Annotated in this window: 11 protein-coding genes; 8 read left to right on the top strand and 3 right to left on the bottom strand. The window is 50.1% G+C overall.

What is annotated here, in order from left to right; all coding sequences use genetic code 11:
* Window positions 1–59 precede the first annotated feature (59 nt).
* The 4 genes from DDZ15_RS08330 to DDZ15_RS08315 all read left to right on the top strand — a co-directional run bounded on the left by DDZ15_RS08330 (window position 60) and on the right by DDZ15_RS08315 (window position 6465).
* Window positions 60–923: a helix-turn-helix domain-containing protein gene (locus DDZ15_RS08330; RefSeq protein WP_109646632.1), complete on the top strand. Its 864-nt coding sequence runs from the start codon at window positions 60–62 to the stop codon at window positions 921–923.
* 124 nt (window positions 924–1047) lie between these two features.
* On the top strand, window positions 1048–1938 hold the full coding sequence (locus tag DDZ15_RS08325) for an ABC transporter ATP-binding protein (RefSeq protein WP_109646631.1): 891 nt from the start codon (window positions 1048–1050) through the stop codon (window positions 1936–1938).
* Window positions 1935–5480: an ABC transporter permease/M1 family aminopeptidase gene (locus tag DDZ15_RS08320; RefSeq protein WP_109646630.1), complete on the top strand. Its 3546-nt coding sequence runs from the start codon at window positions 1935–1937 to the stop codon at window positions 5478–5480. Before DDZ15_RS08325 ends, DDZ15_RS08320 begins: the two co-directional genes overlap by 4 nt.
* A gap of 37 nt (window positions 5481–5517) precedes the next feature.
* Complete coding sequence (locus DDZ15_RS08315; RefSeq protein ID WP_109646629.1) at window positions 5518–6465, top strand: alpha/beta fold hydrolase; 948 nt, start codon at window positions 5518–5520, stop codon at window positions 6463–6465.
* A gap of 145 nt (window positions 6466–6610) precedes the next feature.
* Here DDZ15_RS08315 and DDZ15_RS08310 read toward each other — a convergent pair whose 3' ends face one another.
* The gene (locus DDZ15_RS08310) at window positions 6611–7144 is read right to left on the bottom strand and encodes a hypothetical protein (RefSeq protein WP_109646628.1); all 534 of its coding nucleotides are present in this window, start codon (window positions 7142–7144) and stop codon (window positions 6611–6613) included.
* A gap of 217 nt (window positions 7145–7361) precedes the next feature.
* On the opposite strand from DDZ15_RS08310, the gene DDZ15_RS08305 reads away from it, so the two are divergent.
* The 3 genes from DDZ15_RS08305 to DDZ15_RS08295 all read left to right on the top strand — a co-directional run bounded on the left by DDZ15_RS08305 (window position 7362) and on the right by DDZ15_RS08295 (window position 12885).
* Window positions 7362–7937: an ECF-type sigma factor gene (locus DDZ15_RS08305; RefSeq protein WP_109646627.1), complete on the top strand. Its 576-nt coding sequence runs from the start codon at window positions 7362–7364 to the stop codon at window positions 7935–7937.
* Between the two features lie 251 nt (window positions 7938–8188).
* Entirely contained in the window at window positions 8189–10909 is a 2721-nt protein-coding gene (locus DDZ15_RS08300; RefSeq protein WP_109646626.1) for a serine/threonine-protein kinase, read from the top strand.
* A gap of 131 nt (window positions 10910–11040) precedes the next feature.
* Window positions 11041–12885, top strand: coding sequence for a Xaa-Pro dipeptidyl-peptidase (locus DDZ15_RS08295; RefSeq protein ID WP_109646625.1), 1845 nt, complete (start codon window positions 11041–11043; stop codon window positions 12883–12885).
* Between the two features lie 751 nt (window positions 12886–13636).
* On the opposite strand, the gene DDZ15_RS08290 is transcribed toward DDZ15_RS08295, so the two are convergent.
* Together DDZ15_RS08290 and DDZ15_RS08285 are read right to left on the bottom strand one after the other, a co-directional pair.
* Complete coding sequence (locus DDZ15_RS08290; RefSeq protein WP_109646624.1) at window positions 13637–14818, bottom strand: 6-bladed beta-propeller; 1182 nt, start codon at window positions 14816–14818, stop codon at window positions 13637–13639.
* A gap of 441 nt (window positions 14819–15259) precedes the next feature.
* Window positions 15260–18526, bottom strand: a complete 3267-nt coding sequence (locus tag DDZ15_RS08285; protein WP_109646623.1) for a S41 family peptidase — start codon at window positions 18524–18526, stop codon at window positions 15260–15262.
* Between the two features lie 421 nt (window positions 18527–18947).
* Between DDZ15_RS08285 and DDZ15_RS08275 the strand changes: the two genes are divergently transcribed.
* Entirely contained in the window at window positions 18948–19490 is a 543-nt protein-coding gene (locus tag DDZ15_RS08275) for a DUF2267 domain-containing protein (RefSeq protein WP_109646621.1), read from the top strand.
* Window positions 19491–19531 lie beyond the last annotated feature (41 nt).

The following is a 19531-nucleotide window of genomic DNA, read 5'->3' as shown; positions in this document are numbered from 1 at the left end:
ATAACATTTTTTGCTCCATTTAGTATAATACCGTTATTCAGCAATCAAACTACTGATGGATGGATTCGATATTACCGGTTCAATGGAAAAGCAGCGGAAAGACCGAGGTGTTATTTCACCTTCTGTTTTGGGCGTTTATTTTTTCGGCCGTAAATGTCAGCTGGACCGAAAACTGGTTTGATCCACGCCTGCGGCCCAACACCCCCGCTCCCCTCTCTGTTATCCTTTTTCCCATTCTCTTTTATGCACACGCATTCTGGGCCTTTCCACGATTTTTCAAACAACGAAAATGGATAGCCTACAGCCTGAGCCTTATCCTGATCTTTTTGATGCCCGAACTGGTACGGGTCTGCGCATATGCCGTTCTAATGGACAAAACCCTGGTCTCTGAACTGCTCAGCCGCGACAGTTTTCTGTTCGGAGTGCCCAGTATTGTTTGGATCTCATTTTTACTCTCAACCAGCTACGTGATTACGCGCGACTGGTTTTACCTGCATCAACAGAGCGCAACAGATCAAACACGACCTAAACCTGACCTTCAGTTAAACAATAAACAGCTTCTTTCTCCAAAAGAGGCTGATGCACTGATGCACGATCTGAACAAACTGATGAACGATAACGAAGCCCCGTACAGGAATCCAAACTTTACACTTCGTGATGCTGCCCTTGCGCTAGACACCACGGATAAAAAAGTTTCCGCATTGCTAAATAACCACATGAATACGGGGTTCTCCGAATACATCAACCGTCTTCGAATCAATGCCTTTCTGGATGGGCTGAAACGTGGAGAGCTCGACCGCCTTTCTATAACCGGATTATCGCTGCAGAGCGGTTTCTCTTCAAAAACCAGCTTCTACAGGGCATTTAAAAAAGAGACGGGCTGCACACCCTCGGAGTATTTGGAGAAATTTTCCTCAAAGTAACCCCCTCATCCGGGTTCCCGCCTTATACACCCGTTCCAGATCTTCTTTTGAAACACCTTCCGCAAGCAAATCAGGCTCCCATCCGATAGGTTTACTAAAAACAAATTTAGCGGAATCAAATGAAATGAGTCTGGAGATCAAAAACCTTTCAAAAACCTACCCCAATGGGGTGAGGGCAATGGACTCCATCAGCCTGAAAATCGGTAAGGGAATGTTTGGGCTGCTGGGGCCAAACGGAGCCGGAAAGTCAACTTTGATGCGCACACTTGCCACGCTTCAATACCCCGACAGCGGTGAAATCCGGTTTAACGGCAAACCCGTAAACAGCCGCCGTAGCGTGACGGGATTCAGATCCGTGATCGGATACCTACCGCAGGAGTTCGGGGTATATCCAAACCGATCGGCCGCTGATCTGCTGAATTACCTGGGTGTATTGAAGGGTCTTACCCGGCGCAGCGAAAGGCAGACGAGAGTACAGCAGGTGCTGGAGCTGACAAATCTGACACATGTGGAAGATGAGGCTGTAAGTTCTTTTTCCGGTGGAATGAAACAGCGATTCGGCATTGCACAACTGCTTCTGAATAAACCTCAGCTGATGATTGTGGACGAGCCTACGGCCGGCCTCGATCCGTCTGAGAGGAAACATTTTTTAAACATGCTGAAAGAGACGGGTTTACAAAGCACCGTCATTTTTTCAACCCATATCGTGGAGGATGTGAGGGACCTGTGTAACGACCTTGCCATCATTCATCAGGGCAAAATACGTGTACAGTGCGCCCCATCCGAAGCCCTCCGTATAATCAATGGGAAGATCTGGGTTAAGCATTCCAAAACCCGTTTACTGTCCGATACAGAAGCTCTCCCGTCAATCTATCCGTTATCATCGCGTTATACCGACCAGGGAGCGTATGAAATTCGTGTCCACTCCGATCAGCGGCCCGGCCCTGATTTTGAATCTGCCACGGCAACCCTTGAGGATTTCTATTTTGCAGCCATAAACGGGCTCTTGCCATGATGAGGTCCGTCGCGGCATATCAGTTCAGGCTGTGGCTCGGCAGACCGGTCACCTATCTGCTTGCAGCTCTTTTTTACGGGGTAACACTCTTCCTTTTTCTTGGAACGGCCGGTTATTTTGATGACCTGTCATCCATTCAAACGGCCTCGAACGGCCCGGTTAATTCACCCCTGCTCATTCAAAATTACCTTCTATTCATCGGAAAGGCACTACTTTTGCTGCTGCCGGTCATTATCGGTACGGCTATTTATGATGAATACAGAACCCGTTTTTTCCCTCTTCTTTACTCCTCACCTCTCCACAAGGCAGGATACCTCTCCTCACATTTTGCAGGGTCCTTTCTGATTGTGCTACTGATTGCCCTTGTTCCCGGTGCCGCGCTGATAACCGGTGAGTGGATCCTTTCCGGAACATCCATCCCGACGACTCCTTTTTCTGCCGGTGTATATCTGCGCGCCTATCTGATTTTTTTGATCCCGAATCTGATCTGCACCGGAATTATCATCTTTTCTGCGGTGGCGCTCACCCGAAATGTGTTTGCCGGATATCTGTTGCTGTTTCTATTATTTCTGGCCGGAATCATAGCAGAGAACAGTTATGTTGCCAACCCGGTCGCGGCCTCCATTATCTCCCCTTTTGGTGATCTGGCCTCGGCATTTGCACAATCTGACGCAGGCGTTTTATCTCAGGGTCCATCTCAATCTGGCATAAACGCTGTGTTGGCCGCAAATCGGATCTTATATGCCGCACTGGCTTTTTTCTCCGCTTTTATCCTTTTCAGATATTTTGAATTCTCCCAATATCCCGCACTCAGGGTGCCGACATACTTTCTGCGCAGTTACAGAAATAGAAAAACGGACGCCTCCCTGAGGGAATCAGCTCTTCGTTCGTGGCTTGAAAACCATCCACGCCTCAGCACGGTGGTTTATTTGGTAAAATGGAAGATCAGTTTCATGATGCGTTCCCCCTTTTTTCTGTTCTCAGCGGCAGCCCTTGTACTTTCACTTCTTATCATTTTGAACACCCATACCCTTTCGGGTCTTCCGGCCATGCAGCCTCTAACCCGATCCATACTCTATGCTCCCGCCACCCTATATCTTACGTTGGTCACACTGGTAACGTTTATCCTGACCGGTATGGTTGCCGGCCATACCGAGAACAGCAATTTCCGGCCGCTCGTCTATGCCACGCCTGCGAGCAACTATCTTTTTTTAGTTGCTGATATCCTCGCAATGGTAATGATGCAGGGCATTTTTTTGCTTCTGTTCCTGGGCACCGCAATCGGGTTGCAGGCATATCACGCCTGGTTTTCATTCAATATCCCGCTTTATCTCTTTCACCTGATTTTCATTGCATATCCTGTCCTGATTGTATGGGCTCTGCTATCGGTTTTTGCGCACACAGTATTCAAAAACTTTTACGCTGCACTTCTTCTGCTTCTTCTTGTGTGGCTTGGAACATTCGGTTTTGATCAGATCGGTATCCAGACCAGGCTGCTCCGTTTTAATACCTACCCAGTTCTGCAAATCAGCGACCTGAGCGGTTACGGCCCCGTTTTAGGCGGAGAACTGCTGACAAGAACCTATTGGCTGGCCTTTACCCTGCTGCTCATCCCCGCCGGACTTCTTCTGTTCCACCGGGAGAGATGGTTTACCATGCGGGACCTGTTCAGGCTGGTCCGATCCAGATTTTCGTACGGATATCTGATCACAGGTTTCACTTTGCTGCTTTTGACAGGCCTTACGGGAGCGTTCATTTATGCTGAAGAGGACAAAGGAGCGATAGCGAACCCAACGCCTAATATTATTGACCGAGCAAGTGACCGATTTGCCCATCTTTCAGACATACCTCAGCCGCAAATCCATTCGGTTACATTGAACATCGATCTGTTTCCCGATGAGTGGAGGTTTGAGGCAGACGGCTCTTACCTTCTCGTAAACCATACACAACAACCGATGGATTCACTTATGCTTCGAACGGGATTTGACGAGGAGACCACCTTTACCCTGTCGGTTCCTGCAGCCCGGATCATGAGCGACTCCCGGTTAAAAGTATATGTCTACCGGCTGGATAGTCCCATCGCGCCCGGTGACTCCATCCGGTTAGACTTCCGGATTGTAAACGGCGAAAACACCCTGTTTCAGCAAAACTCAGGTGTTCTTTCAAACGGAACGTTCCTCAACGATGACATCCTGCCGCGAATCGGGTATTTTTTTCCGGGAGAACTATACCAATCTGTGGACTCCAATACCCCAAACCTGCACTATCAATCCTCCGGCAGCGGCCGGGTTCATGCAGAGATACGGATTAGCACTACCGCGGATCAGATAGCCGTTTCGAACGGGGACCTGGTGGAACACCGTACATTAACCGGCAGAAATATGTATCACTACAAACCACCAGAACCCGTAAAGTTTGACTTTTTCTTTGCTTCCGCACGGTACAATGTGATCCGGGTTCAGTGGGAAAACAAAACCATTGAATTGTATCATCATGCCGGTCATGACGACAACCTGGAATCCATTCTATCAGGGATAAAGGCATCCATCGAATTCAACTCCGGGCTGTTCGGTGGGTTCGCCGGCAAGACAGTGAGGGTGGTGGAGCTGCCGGTTTCATCCGCCAACATTATGTCGTTCAAAACCAACACGCTTCTACTGACCGAACAGCTGTTTGGGATAAATTCGGCCAAAACAAGTGCGGAAGGATCGTCAGCAGTTGATTTCCCCTTTTATGTTGCAGCACATGAAATGACCCACTATTGGTTTGGAAACAGGCTTCTGCCCGGACGAGCTCCCGGTGCAACGGTTTTAACGGAAAGCATCACGGAATACCTCATGCTGGAGATTCTTGAGGATTTCGCGGGAAAAGAGGAACGGGATCAATTTTTGAGCTTGCAGCATGAGCGCTATTTACGAAGCCGGCTCCATTCCGGACAGGATGATGAGCCACCGCTTGAATACGCCGGAGTTGAGCAGGAGTACATCACCTACGGAAAGGGAGCTGTCGTACTCCATGCACTCAGTCACTACACCGGCCGTGAGAAATTCAAGAATACACTTTCCGGTTTCTTTGCTGAATTTGCAGATAAGCCGTTATCCTATCCTACCACGCTGCAGCTGAGGGAGCGAATAGCCATAGCCCTGCCCGATTCCCTGAAATACAAAGCGGATGAACTGATTGGTTCAGTAACCATAACCGACCCTTCCATTGAGCACGCTTCCTTCCACAGAGACAGCACCGGAAATTATCTGACAGATGTCCTGATTGGATTTAGAAAATGGGAAGGCGGGGAAAAAGTCCCGCCGCGGCAAGATCTCGTTGATCTCGTTCTGTACGACAGCCGCGGCGATGTCATTGCCCGTACAACTGCTTCCATTGCGTCAGAAACATCAAGGCTTGCGTTGCGTTCAAACCAGAAGCCCATCCGCGCTGAATTGGATCCTGACTGGCTGCTGATCGATACCGACCGGACAAATAATCTACGGAATGTCGCTCCGCGAATATCCCCATTATCGATTGAATTCCTGCCCCGGGATTAGTTCATTGCAATGTATAACATACATGTAACTTGCCCTCATGAAGTCTGTTTTTCTGTTCTTTATCAGTTTCACACTTCTTATCTCATGCTCAAGTAGCATGAAGCCCGGGGTGACGCAGGAGGGCTTTCTGGAGGGAGCTAATGGCGCATCCATTCATTTCAAGATTGTGGGCAGCAGCCCCGACACGCTTGTGGTGCTGCACGGCGGACCGGGTGCGGGAATCAACTCGGTATTGCCGGATGTGAGGCCGCTGGCAGAGGAGTTCACCCTGATTTTCTATGATCAGCGCGGTGGCGGGTTGTCGCAGCTTCCTGAGGATACCACCAAACTGCGTCCCGAATATTTTGTAGAGGACCTCGAAGCGGTGCGGCGGCATTTCGGGCTGGAGCAGATGAACCTGTTCACGCACTCCTTTGGATCCGTGATTGCGGCCTCCTATGCGTTGAAGTACTCTGAACGGATACGGCGCGCCGTCTACCACGGTGCCACGGGACCCGACCTGATGCAGGAGCTGGAGCTGCGGCGGCTGGATCTTACACCGCCGCCCGATAGCCTTCTTGCGGCCCGATCGTCCGAATTACTTGGCTCCCTCCTGAATGGCACGGCAGAAAACCCGGTGGAAACGTGCAGGGAGTATGAGGCGCTGAATCGGCGTATTGCTGAAGAACGCGGCGAAGAGGTGACATACCGGGGCACTACCTGTGACGCACCACCGGAAGCGGTCCGCTACTACTACCGCTATACGGCACAGCTGGCACCGCGATACTATGGCAGGTGGGATTTCACAGATGGCAGACTTCAGCGCGTCATGGCTCCTCATCTGATTATCTGGGGTGAAAAGGATGCCCATATGATCCCTGCCCAGCAAGCCTGGGCCGATGCGTTTCCCAATGGCGAGCTGCTGCTGATTCCGGAGGCCCGAAAGGGAGCCATTTCAGACCGGCCGATTCTTGTTAAGGAAGCAGTTGCCAATTTTCTGAAATGAAATAACTTCTTCGGTTCATCCATTCGATGTTCATCTGTTCATCGGTTTTTCTGCCTTTTGCCTTTTGCCTTCTGCCTTCTCACTACTCAATACTCACTACTCAATACTCACCTCTACCCCCCATTTTCCCTTCATCTTAAAGCATTCATATCATACAAAGCTCCGCCACGCCTTCATATTCCCTGTGAACATCACTGATAAAATCGGAATCATATACCTCTGATCTTGATGATGTTCCACTTTCCAGCATCACTTTATATTTGATGGTAGACGGGTCAAAATCCTTCATTGTCATTTCAGATCCTGCTATTCGCGACCCCTCATCTGCGGTTTCAGCATGATATCTGTGCAGACATCTGGGCAATGCAACATCCTTCCGCCTGTAAGTGGATCGAATCAGGTTGCCCTTCTTGTCATACATGGCAAAAAAATAGATGTTTTCACCCTTCATGTATGCAGTACGCTCATTGGCAAATGCATCCACGGTTTCATCAAAAATAAATGACCAGCCTTTGCTCTTCAGGCTTTGGCTGTTTTGAATACAATCCAGCGATTGAAGGCACTCAAAATCATCTGCCTCCAGCGGCTGCATCTCCCGAAGTTCCTGTGCATGTAAATCAATTGTGCCTAACATTAAGAAAGCGACCAGTGCCGTAAGTACGTGTCGATGTGAGTTCATGGTATATTATCCTCCTGATATTGGTGGTTATTCCGATTCGTGAGCCTCTTTGCCTGCCGCCAGGCATCCCTTGGCGATTATTAGCCCTGAACCCGAAACTAATCGGGCAGGTGGCAATTAAGAGCTCTACCTGTATTGCGACAAGGCCGGGAAAAAACTGACAAATTTTCTTATACTCATTTTCATCAATGCCGCATATGTACCAATAATATCAGTGATGAGTGACAACAGTCAGGATATAACACAGCTGCTGATCGAGCTCAGGAATGGTTCCCAAAAGGCGTACGACCGGCTTTTCTCCCTGCTGTACCAGGAGCTGCACAATATGGCATGGCGGGAAATATCCGGTGAGCGGGGCATTCACACCTACTCCAAAACGGATCTGGTTCATGAGCTTTATCTCAAATTTTCGGGCCAGCAGACGCTGGATCTCAAAAACAGGCAGCATTTTTTTGCAGTCTGTGCAAAAGCGATGCGGCAAATACTGATCGACTATGCCCGAAAACGATCCAGAAAAAAAAGAGGAGGCAAAGAGAGGCCCTCTACCTACATTGACGAAATGATGAGTGCAGATCATGAAGCGGATGATCTGATTCGAATTGATGAGGCACTCACACGGCTCTCCGGATTTGATGAACGACTGGCCGATATAGTGGAAATGCACTATTTCGGTGAGATGAATTTTGATGATATTGCCGATGTAATGGGTCTGTCTGAACGAACCGTATATCGCGACTGGGCAAAGGCACGTGCCTGGCTCTACAAAGAGCTGAAAAGGAGAGGGAATTTTTGAACGGGAGACGGAAGAATACTAATTCGGTAGAAAATCGACAGTTTTCAGATATCTCAATATTCAATACTCAATTTACCCCTGCCTTTGCAAAGATTCTGCGCTGAATTGGATTTTAACGGATATTTTATTTTGATTTAATTTGTTCGGTAAACAGGAAACTGGGGGTTTATGTGATGCATTTTTGCTTCTCAATTCTTCATCAGCATGTCTAAAACAAGAATTGGGATTTTCTTTCAATCAGCAGGATTACCGTGAATAAGAGACACTGGAATCTGGTTAAAGAAGTTGTTGATACCGCGCTTACCTATTCGGGTAAAGAGAGGGATACGTATTTGAATACAGTATTTGAGGAAACGCCCCACATCGCAGATGAAGTGAAGCAAATGCTGTTGCTAATTGAGGAGTCGCAGCAGGCGCATTTCATGCAGAGTGTCAGGCGTGACGGGGAAAAATTGATTTCCGAACTTGGCAGTGACGAATCCGAAGAACGTATCGGAGAAAACTTGATCGGCAGAAAAATCGGGCGCTATCTGGTTACGGACCTCATTGACGTTGGCGGAATGGGCATGGTTTTCAAAGCCCGGCGCGCCGACGGAGAGTTCAGCCAGGACGTGGCGGTTAAACTCCTGAAAAAAGGCCTTGATACAGAAGAGAACATCCATCGCTTTAAAATTGAGCGTGAGATTCTCTCTTCGCTGAATCATCCCAATATTGCTCAAATTTACGACGGAGGGATCACAAACGATGGCCTCCCCTACCTGGTAATGGAGTTTATTGAGGGCAGCCCCATCGATGAATACTGCAATGCAAATTCTCTGACTGTAAATGAGCGAATCTCGCTGTTCCGCCAAATCTGCCAAACGGTCGATTACGCACACAAAAATCTGGTGATTCACCGTGACCTTAAAGCACCAAATATTTTCGTATCTGCGAACGGCAATGTAAAGATCCTTGACTTTGGCATCGCCAAGCTGCTGGATCGGACCCATCCTGATATTGACCTGCTTGAGACGCTTCCCGGCAGAAAAATCTGGACGCCGCAGTATGCCTCACCCGAGCAAGTAAAAGGGGATACTGTAACGACATCCACCGATGTGTATGCGCTGGGAGTGCTGCTCCACTATCTCCTCACAGACACCTATCCGATTGACCTGAAGGACCGGCCAATTCACGTAGTGGAACAGCGGATACTGAACGATGAACCGGTAGCGCCCAGCAGGTGCATCTCCAACTCCCCTGATTTATCAAAAATTGCGTCGAACCGGTCTGCAACGGCATCATCAATAATCGATGTGCTGAAAACCGACCTGGATTACCTGATATTAAAAACCCTTCGAAAAGAACCCGGAGACCGCTACAATTCCGTAAGCCAGCTGATTGAGGAGCTGGATCGGTTTGAAAGCGGTCAGCCGCTGATGGCTAAATCCGGCTCTGTGCGATATCGTGTTGGTAAGTTCATAAAAAGACACAGAACAAGGCTGGCAGCAGCAGCCGTTTTTTTGATTTCCCTTATTGCCTTATCCCTGATTTATACGTGGAATATCACCCAGGAGCGCAATATTGCACAGCTTGAAAGGGAGAAGGCTGAACAGGTGGCTGATTTTCTCACAAGCCTGTTTAGTGCAGGCAACCCTGTAAATGCACAGGGAGAAATGCTGACGGCAGTAGACCTTCTTGATATGGGTATCGAACGAGTGGAAGATCTGTCGGAACAACCGCTTGTGCAGGCAGAGATGCTATATACGATTGGAAGTTCATATAGAGGAATGCAAATGCCGGATAAAGCGGTCCCTCTTCTGGAAAAGGCTCTGAACCTTCAGCGTAATCATCTTCCCAGCGATCATCCCGACATCGCGTTTACCCTGAATGCTTTGGGTTCCGTACATTGGTCGGTGGATAAAGACCTGATAGCGGAGCCCTATCTTCGAGAGGCGCTGGAAATTCGAAAGCGCGTGCACGGATCACAGCATCCGGATGTCTTTACCAGCCTGAACAACTATGCGCTGGTTCTGCTTGATATGGGACAGTTAGACGAGGCTGAAGAGATTCACCGGGAGAACCTGGAAGCCCGAAAAGCATACTATGGACCTGTCCATTCAAAAGTAAACTTCACATTGAATAACCTGGCATATCTTTTGGCTAAAAGAGGAAAACTGGAGGAAGCCGAGCTTTACTATCGTGAGGGCCTGAATGCGGGTCGAATGCTGCTGGGAGATAATCATTCGGATGTCGCTATCTTTTTAAGTAATCTCGCACGTCTTCTACAACGGCAGGGCAAATTTGACCAGGCTGAAGAGTTGATAATTGAATCAATTCGTATCAGAGAAAAGGTGTATGGTGAGAATCACAGTAGAGTAGCCCGAGCGCTAAACGTACTGGCCACAATTCACAGAAAAAAAGGAGACTACGAGTCAGCTGAAAAGGTCGCTTTGAGATCATACCGGATTGTAAGTGAATCGTTTGATGAAGATCATACAACCATTGCTCAAGGTCTATCTATTCTGGGAATGATCTATCGGGATAAAGGTGAACTCGAGAAAGCAGAATTATATTTATCAGAATCACTTCAGATGCATCTAAGAGTTTACCCTGAGGGTCACATACATCTTGCTGAATCCTACAATACAAACGGTGAATTTTACCTGAGTATTGGACAGCCTGAGAATGCGGTGCCTCTTTTTACTGAGGCACTCACTATGTTTAAAAACGTATCCCCAAGCGGGCTGTTTACCATTGCTACCGTTCAGCATCAGCTTGGCAAAGCACTCCTTGAAACAAAACAATTTCCGGAGGCGGAGACACATTTACTCGATGCCTACAGCCATTTCAATAAAAATGAAGGAATATCCGACCGGCACAAGAGAAATACACTACAGCAGCTCATCAGTCTATACAGAGATTGGGATAAGCATGAGAGTGCTGAACGGTTTGAGGATGAACTGGTACTAATTCAGCAAACAGATACTGAATAAATCGGCATTAATGGGATTCTCAATGACGTGTTTTTCCACAAACCTATCTTTTTTTACCGGATGACATTCACCTCATAATTTGCTATTTACTGCGTTGATAATTCCCGTTCAACTCAAGACTCCTGATTTTTATGAAACGTATTCCGCTGTCTGTAGTTATCCCTGCACTTCTTATCGCAATCCTGAGCCTGGCGCAGATTCCCTCTGTTTTTGGCCAAACCGTTGCGGAAACCGGGCTCCGGGTACCCCTTGTTGAAAACGGCCTCCTGCAGCCCATTCCTGAATTTTCGAATCAGGAAAATTGGATCCGCCATGATCTGTGGGTGGAGACGGAGTTCGATACGGACGGTGATGGCCAACACGACCGGATGCACGTTGCCGTTACGCGTCCGCAGCAGACCGAATCGGGTGATCTTAAGCTGCCTGTGATCTATGAAACAAGCCCCTATTATGCAGGAACCGCCACCCCACCCTACGATTTTTTCTGGGATGTGCGCCATGAGCTGGGCGAGGAGCCGCCGGCACGTACACCGGGACCGGAAGTTCAGCGACGCGGGGAACGGCCCATCATTTCCAATTCACATATTCAGACCTGGGTGCCGCTTGGATTTGTCGTGGTACACTCATCATCGCCGGGTACAGGTCTTTCGCAGGGTTCTCCAACGGTGGGCGGAGAGAATGAATCGCTTGCACCCAAAGCGGTGATCGACTGGCTGAACGGGCGCGCAACCGGCTACACCACACCCGATGGCGATGAAACCGTAGAAGCTTACTGGACAAACGGAAAGGTGGGCATGACCGGCACCTCCTACAACGGCACCCTCCCGCTGGCTGCGGCAACGACCGGTGTAGACGGCCTGGAGGCGATCATTCCGGTGGCGCCCAACACGTCCTACTATCACTACTATCGCTCCCACGGACTGGTTCGGTCACCCGGCGGGTACCTGGGTGAGGATGTGGATGTGCTGTATGATTTTATTCACAGCGGGGATGAGTCAAAGCGTGCCTATAACAACCGGACAACCCGCGATACGGAAATTGCCAGCGGTATCGACCGGATTACGGGCGACTACAATGAGTTCTGGGCCGGGCGCGACTACCTGAACCAGATGGAGAATATGAACACCCCGATGCTGATGGCCCACGCCTTCAATGACTGGAATGTGATGCCCGAACACAGCCTTCGAATCTATGAAGCCGCAAAAGAGAAAGGAGTTCCAACCATGATCTACTACCATCAGGGCGGACACGGGGGCGAGCCGCCGCATGAGCTGATGAACATGTGGTTTGCAAGATATTTGTACAATGTGGAGAACGGAGTGGAGGAACTGCCCCGCGCATGGATCACCCGCGAGCGCGACGAGAGGCAGGATCCCACGTCATATCCCGACTATCCTCATCCGGAAGCCGAGCCGGTTACTTTTTATCTGACGCCCGGAGCTCCGGAGCGCGGCGGACTCACCACAACCCCGGTATCCGCAAGCGGCACGGAAACCCTGATCGACAATGTCTCCTTCTCCGGTTCCGCCCTGGCGCAGGCTGAGTGGACCGACCACCGATTGATCTATGTCACGGAGGAGCTTGAAGAGCCGCTGCATATCTCCGGCGTGCCGGAAGTGACCGTAACGCTGGCCAGCAGTAAGCCGGCGGTAAACCTATCTGTCTGGGTGGTTTCCCTGCCCTGGAACGATGGGCGCGGCACCGTACTGACCGACAATATCATAACGCGCGGCTGGGCCGATCCGCAAAATTATGAGTCGCTGACTGAAAGCGAGCCGCTGATTCCGGGTGAATTTTACACCGTCACCTTTGAGCTTCAGCCCGACGACCAGATTATCCGCGAGGGCCAGCAGATTGGGTTGATGATCTTTTCAAGCGACCGCGAATATACTCTCTGGCCGGATCCCGGAACCGAACTGACGATCGATCTGGACCGGACGAGCCTTACTCTACCTGTTGTAGGCGGGATGGATTGAGCGGAAGAGACGTCAGACGTCAAACGTCAAACGTCAGACGTCAAACGTGAGACGGAAGACGGAAAAACCGAAGAACAGACGAACAGAGCCCCCGAGCCGTAGGCGATTCACACGAAGTGAAACAGAGGAACAGAGGAACAGAGAAAGTTTTCTTCTTAATCTATTTTCGAAGCCCGCCTGCAGATTATCCGGCGATCAGATACGACCGGAGTGGGACGAATAGGAAGGAACCTTTTGATGTGAGATCTGTGATGAGTGAATTGTGATGTAAACGGACGAACAGATGAACAGAGTAACCGAGAAAGTATTTTTTTGACCCCTAATCTATGATCTACGTCCGCCTGCAGATCATTCGGCGACAAATAGATTCCAAAGTGCAGCGTTAAGAAGAACATCATACCGGTGAGATCGAATCAAATGTGATGGATTTCATGGACCATTGATGTTCTTTAGCGAAACGAAGGAAGCTTTCGCCGGAGAATCTGCCCGCCGGTGATTTTTCGTCCCTTTTGATCACTCAAAAGGGACAAACTTAAGACTGGCGGTGCTGACAGAGCGCATGCATGAGTCAATCTTTATGCACCGCCCCTTTCTTCACCCGGGAACGTGTCATGTCGACTGAACGAGCGGAGCGAGTGAATGGAGACATCCCCTCACGTTGTTCCGGGGATAGGTTTGACAGAACTTCGTGCTGCACCCAGTATAGGAATTTCATCCGCTTCCTCAGATCAACATTCGTCTGTTCGTCTGTTTATTGAATAGCCTTTCCCTGTTCTTCCAGCAGGTAGCGAACCACGTATTGTTCGTCAAATTCGCCCTTTACCAGGGCCCAGACATGATTACCACGGGCTTCGAAAAATTTGGCACGCATCGGGAGCTCAACGCGTGCATAGAATGAGCCGTCCGGATTGAACACATCAAACGTGGGCGGCTCCCACCAGTTGCTTTCGGGGCCAAAGTGCGGACCGATATTCTCTTCCGTATAAATGGCCTCCGTATATCGCCAAACCCAGATCCGCCCCTCCATATCGGTCATAATTTTTTTAAACACAGGCTTATTATCCGGAACCTGGTGTGTTACGTTGTAATAATCGATCCATTTGCGCCACTGGGTTTTTTCTTCTTCTCTGACCGCAATCGGTTCATAGTCCCGCTGAATGCTGACTTCTCCCTCCGGTTTGTGAAGGGTGATGTCGTATTCGGTATTGCGGCCGGTCACCAGATATCCCATCGGGCTTAATGCAAACATTTCTCTTTCAATAAATGCATGTGCATCACCCGATGCGGTGAACAGGACAAACGTTTGTGGATATTCGTTAAGGTCGGGAGGTACCTGAAGCGTATCCACAACAGCGCCTTCAGCACTCACCCTGACCCATCCATACTCCCAGTTCGGAACACCGGGCCCGCTTCGGAGAACAATTCTGACATAAAAATTGCCTTCCGTATCGACTTCAAAAATATCTACGGCACTCAACCGGGCCTGGAGCGGAAAATGCTCTTGAAAAGAGCCGTCCGGTTCATAGGTGGTAATACGTTGATTGCCGCCATCCCAAATGGCCAGCTCACCGTCAGTAAATGTTTTTACACCTGCAATTCTCAGGTATTCCCCCGGGCCTCTGCCCTCTCTTCCAACATTGCCAAGAAAATTGCCCCCGGAATCGTACATGCGTAATGTGGGCACTTGATAGTCCGATACATAGATTCGTCCCTCCGCCCCAACAGCGATGCCATTGATGGCCCCGAAGACAACCTCTTCATCTCCTTCCATCTGACCAATGCGCAGTTCTTCAACGGCTACCAGATCCAGGCTATTGGCAGACTCTGAATCGTCCGCTGAAGACGAACAGGAAAGAAAAACTGTCGCAGACACAAACATCAGAAACAGATTCCCGTAGCGGAACTTCAACCCGTTTAAAGTATCTTTATTCATCCCGGCAGGATTGGATGGATCGCAGGCACAACCCCGTACCCTGAGTTATGCGTTTAAATCGCTAAACAATTGTAGTAAATGGAATTGCGCGGAAATAGTCAAGGAAAAAGAAGGAAACAGATGAACGGATGAACAGACGAATATCGAACCGATGAAGTGTCGTTTTTGCGGTGCTGACAGAACACAGGCCAAAGACAATTCATCCGCACCGCCCCCCTTCTAAATCCAGAACATGTCATGTCGACTGAAAGAGCGGAGCGAGAGAATGGAGACATCTCCGTGCGTGGTTCTTGGGTGAGCGTTGTCAGAACTTAGTGCAGCACACAGTTTGGGAGATTCCTCCGCTTCGGTCGGAATGACAGTCGTTAGTTTCTTCCACCAACAACTAACAACAAACCACCAACCACTGACTGCTGAAAGCTGATAGCTGACAGCTGTTCCTCAGTTTTCCCCTCCCGTCGCCGGACGCCTGTACCGCACCGGATCCTCCGGTGTGGGCACAATCGGATTCGGATAGTCCTCCAGCAGCCTGAGCGCTTCCTGAACGGCGCGTTCGAGCTGCGGATCGCGGCCTTCAATCACATCCTTCGGGGTCTGCATCACGTGGATGTCGGGCTCGATACCAAGTCCCTCTACATCCCACTCACCGGCAAGGTTGTAGAACCCGCCGCGGGGTGCCACAAAACGTCCGCCATCCACAAACGGCGGCGTATCCCAGGTACCCACCAGTCCGCCCCAGGTGGTGGTTCCGATGAGCGGACCAATATCCATCTTGCGGAACATGAACGGCAGCAGGTCGCCGCCCGAACCGGCCCGTTCGTTAATGATCATCACCTTGGGTCCCCAGATGCCCGCACCCGGAGTGGTAAACGGCTGACGGTCGGCTGCTTTGCTGTTGAAAAATCCGTGCAATTCACGCGAGAGGATATCCACCATATAATCGGCTGCGGATCCGCCTCCGTTGTTGCGTTCATCAATAACCGCACCTCGCTTGTGCTGTTGGGAGAAAAAGTAGCGATTGAAGTAATTGTACCCTCCGGTGCCAGTGTTGGGTACCCAGACATAGGCAAGCTGTCCGTCCGACATCTCATCCACCTTGCGCCGATTCGATTCTACCCAGTCGCGTGTTCGCAGTCCTCCTTCACTTGCAACAGGTACAACCGTTACCAGGCGTGCATTCCGCGTATTCGGACGGTCATTCACCAGCAGCTGAATTTGCCGGTTCACGGTTCCTTCAAAATAGCGATAGAAGTTTTCGGCTGGGTTCAGCTCTTCACCATTTACTGCAAGGATGTAATCGCCCTCGTTCACGTCAATGCCAGGGCCCGACAATGGTGCCCTCAGATCCGGATTCCAGCTCTCGCCGGTGTAGATTTTGTCAATTCGGAATGCATTGTTGTCCAGCGAAATATCTGCGCCAAGCAGACCGGCACGCACATTTTCCAACTCCGGGAAGTCTCCGCCTGCAACGTAGGAGTGCCCTACCGCCACTTCACCGCTCATGATATCGAGCACATAATTCAGGTCGGAGCGGTGTTTTGCATGATCCACCCATGGAGCATACCACTCGTACACCTCATCCCAGGGAGCACCGTGCATGTTGTCAACGTAGAGGAAATCCCTCATGAAGCGCCAGCCGTCGCGAAAGATCTGGTGAAATTCTTCCTGTGGATTCACCTGAACCTGAATCCCGCTGATGGAGAGAGATCCGTCACCCGGCCTCTTCTCACCGGTTCCGGTATCGGTTATTCCCCAGGTGCTGCCGCTCCGGTAGAGAATGCTTTTCCGGTCGTGCGACACTACCGCGCTGTTCACATTGGCCATAAAAAGGCTCCCTTCGCGTTTCTCCAGGTCATATTTGTGCAGGCGGGTGCCCTCGTTGGGAACCGACTCGGTATAGAATACGCTTCCGCCGGGACCCGGCATGAGGCCGGTATAGTTACGCTCAGGAATATTTACGGCGAGGGTGCGGCTGGCAATGCCTTCAGGATCGATTCGAACGGTCACCTCACCATTTGATGAGTCTGAATTGCCGCCGTTTTCTACCTCATCATCTCCGTCAGCATCTGCCACTTCTTCATCATCGCTTTCGGGCAGCAGCGGGGAAGGTTCCCCTTCAGCCAGTACAATCATATAAAGCGCACGGGTGATCGGCATATTGTATGAACTCATATCGAGCCACCCCGTGTTGAGGCCGTAATCGGTACTGGCCAGGAACCAGAGGTACTTTCCATCTTCACTCCACACCGGTGTGATGGAGTCCGACATGCCATCACTCAGCTGCCAGGTATCACCGCTGTCAATGTTATGCACCATCACCGCCTTGAACTGATTGGGCAGCAGCTTCACATAGGCGATCCACTTGCCGTCGGGCGACCATACCGGATTCAGTGTACGATTAGGATGCGCATAGCCGTCCGTATCCACATAGGTAGCTTCACCCGACTCCACGTTCACATACCATAGATTGTAATCGGTATCCGTGTAGGCGATATGCGTGCCATCGGGTGACCAATCCGGTCTGAAATAAAATGTGGGATTGGGAAGTTCAATGTATCGCGGATCTTCCAGTCCAAACTGATCGGAGATAACCAGCTGGTACTCCCCGTTGGCATCGGAAAACCATGCTACCTGATCACCCTTGGGCGACCAGACCGGATATCTTTCCGCACTGTCTGACGAATTCGTCAGATTACGCCAGGTTCCGTCTTCCTTAGGCACGGTTATGATTTCGCCCCTGAACTGAAAAACGGCCCGCTGTCCCGTTGGTGATATGGCGGCATTATCCATGTTCCAGGCAGACGGTTCCTCCCATCGCACGCGTCCGTAACTCATATCGCCTGCAACATGAATTTCAAGCGGTTCCGTTACCCCGGTCTGTGGATCGAGAAGGTGAAGGTATCCGCCCTGCTCATACACAATCATGCCAAAGCCCGCGTCAATATTTTTGGCGTCAAAATCCGTATGGAATGTCCACTGCTTCTCCTCACCCGTATCCGGATTGTACGACCAGATGTTGTTTGCAAAATCACGCTCCGAAAGGTAAAACACCTGATCACCCAGCCAGGCCGGGTCGGTATGTCGTTCATTATCGGTGCGGGGCGTCTGTACCAGCTCATAGGTTTCCAAATCCACAATCCATATCGGCTGTGCCTGTCCGCCACGATAGTTCCTCCACTCCGGATCCCAGAACGTAATGGGGTTGTAAGCCAGGTAGCGTCCGTCATCCGACATATCCCCGTTGGCCGCCCTGGGTATCGGCAGCACGTCAGGCATGCCGCCATCGGTAGCTACTTTCCAGATGCGGTTTGTTTCGGTTGGATGTCCGTCACGCGAAGACCGAAAGAGCACCTCACCGTCGGGCGTCCATCCCGTCACCACATCCGCGCCGGGATGCCATGTGAGCCGTTCGGGTTCTCCACCTTCAATCGGAACAATGTATACATCCTGGTTTCCGTCGTACTGACCGGTAAATGCAACCATCGATCCGTCGGGTGAGAAATGCGGGCTCATCTCCCCGCCGATGTTACTGGTAAGGCGGATGGCATCACCGCCATCGCGATCCACTTTCCAGAGGTCGTATGCATGAACAAAAACGATATGCGTATCGCTGATGGTGGGTTCACGCAAAAGCTGGGTTCCCTGTGCAGAAAGAATCGAGGAAGAGAGCGCTAACTGTATGGCGCAAAATAGAATTGCTTTTTTCATGACGGATTTTTTTAGGTTCATGGGAGCACTCTTTCAAGATAGTTAATTCAATCAAAAACGCGAACTGGAAATGGGTTTGTTGGTTGTTGGTTGTTGGTTGTTGGTTGTTCGTTGTTAGTTGTTCGTCGTTCGCAGTTCGTCGTTCGTTATTCGTATTTCCGTTCCTCTGTTCGTCTGTTCCTCCGTTTCTCTGTTCCTCCGTTTCTCTGTTCCTCCGTTTCTCTGTTCCTCTGTTCCTCAGTTCCCCCGTTCCTCCGTTCACCTTCCATCCCGGGCGGTAGTGAAAACCATTACAGACTGATAAGAATATATTCTACATGGAATGAGCGATCACCCTGAATGCCATAGAGGGTACAGTTCATTAGTTTTAATCAGCAGAATGGCTCTCTTGTTTTTATTCAACCATTGAAACTATCTGATCATGAAAACAACCACCTACCGGCGATCGGCCGGACAAAAAATGCTGTCAAATGAAATTGCGGAAAGGCTCGGGTGGGCTGGCAAAACGGATATCGGATTCAGGGCAATGCTGGGCGTACTCCATGCTATGAGAGATGTACTTCCACTTGATCTTGTATTTCGGTTCTCCTCTGCCCTTCCATTGCACATTCGAGCGATCTTTTTTGAAGGGTATAATCCGAATGCCGTTTCACAAATTCTCTACAACCGCGCGTTGCTCGATCACTATAAGAAACGGATGGGGCCCGGAAATGCAGACTATTTTGAACAGTTTCTTGAACATCAGCGCAACCGGGTGCCGGAGAGGGAGGAGTTTTTACAGATGATAAACAGCTATTCACGGCTTGAAAAAAGAGTGGACCCTGAAGAAGCTTTCCGTGTCGTGCTTGAAATACTGATCAAGCGCGGACGAAATGAAAAAATGCACGGAGTACTTCTGCAAATTCCACAGCACTTGCTGGAGACTACTTTTCCTGATTCATTTTCCGTGAAAGCCATCACTTAAAAAATAAATACTCCAGGTGGGGCTCACTGCTTTTACACGCT

Source organism: Rhodohalobacter mucosus, assembly GCF_003150675.1.
GTDB lineage: Bacteria > Bacteroidota > Rhodothermia > Balneolales > Balneolaceae > Rhodohalobacter > Rhodohalobacter mucosus.
This window is presented reverse-complemented; position numbering and strand designations above follow the sequence as displayed.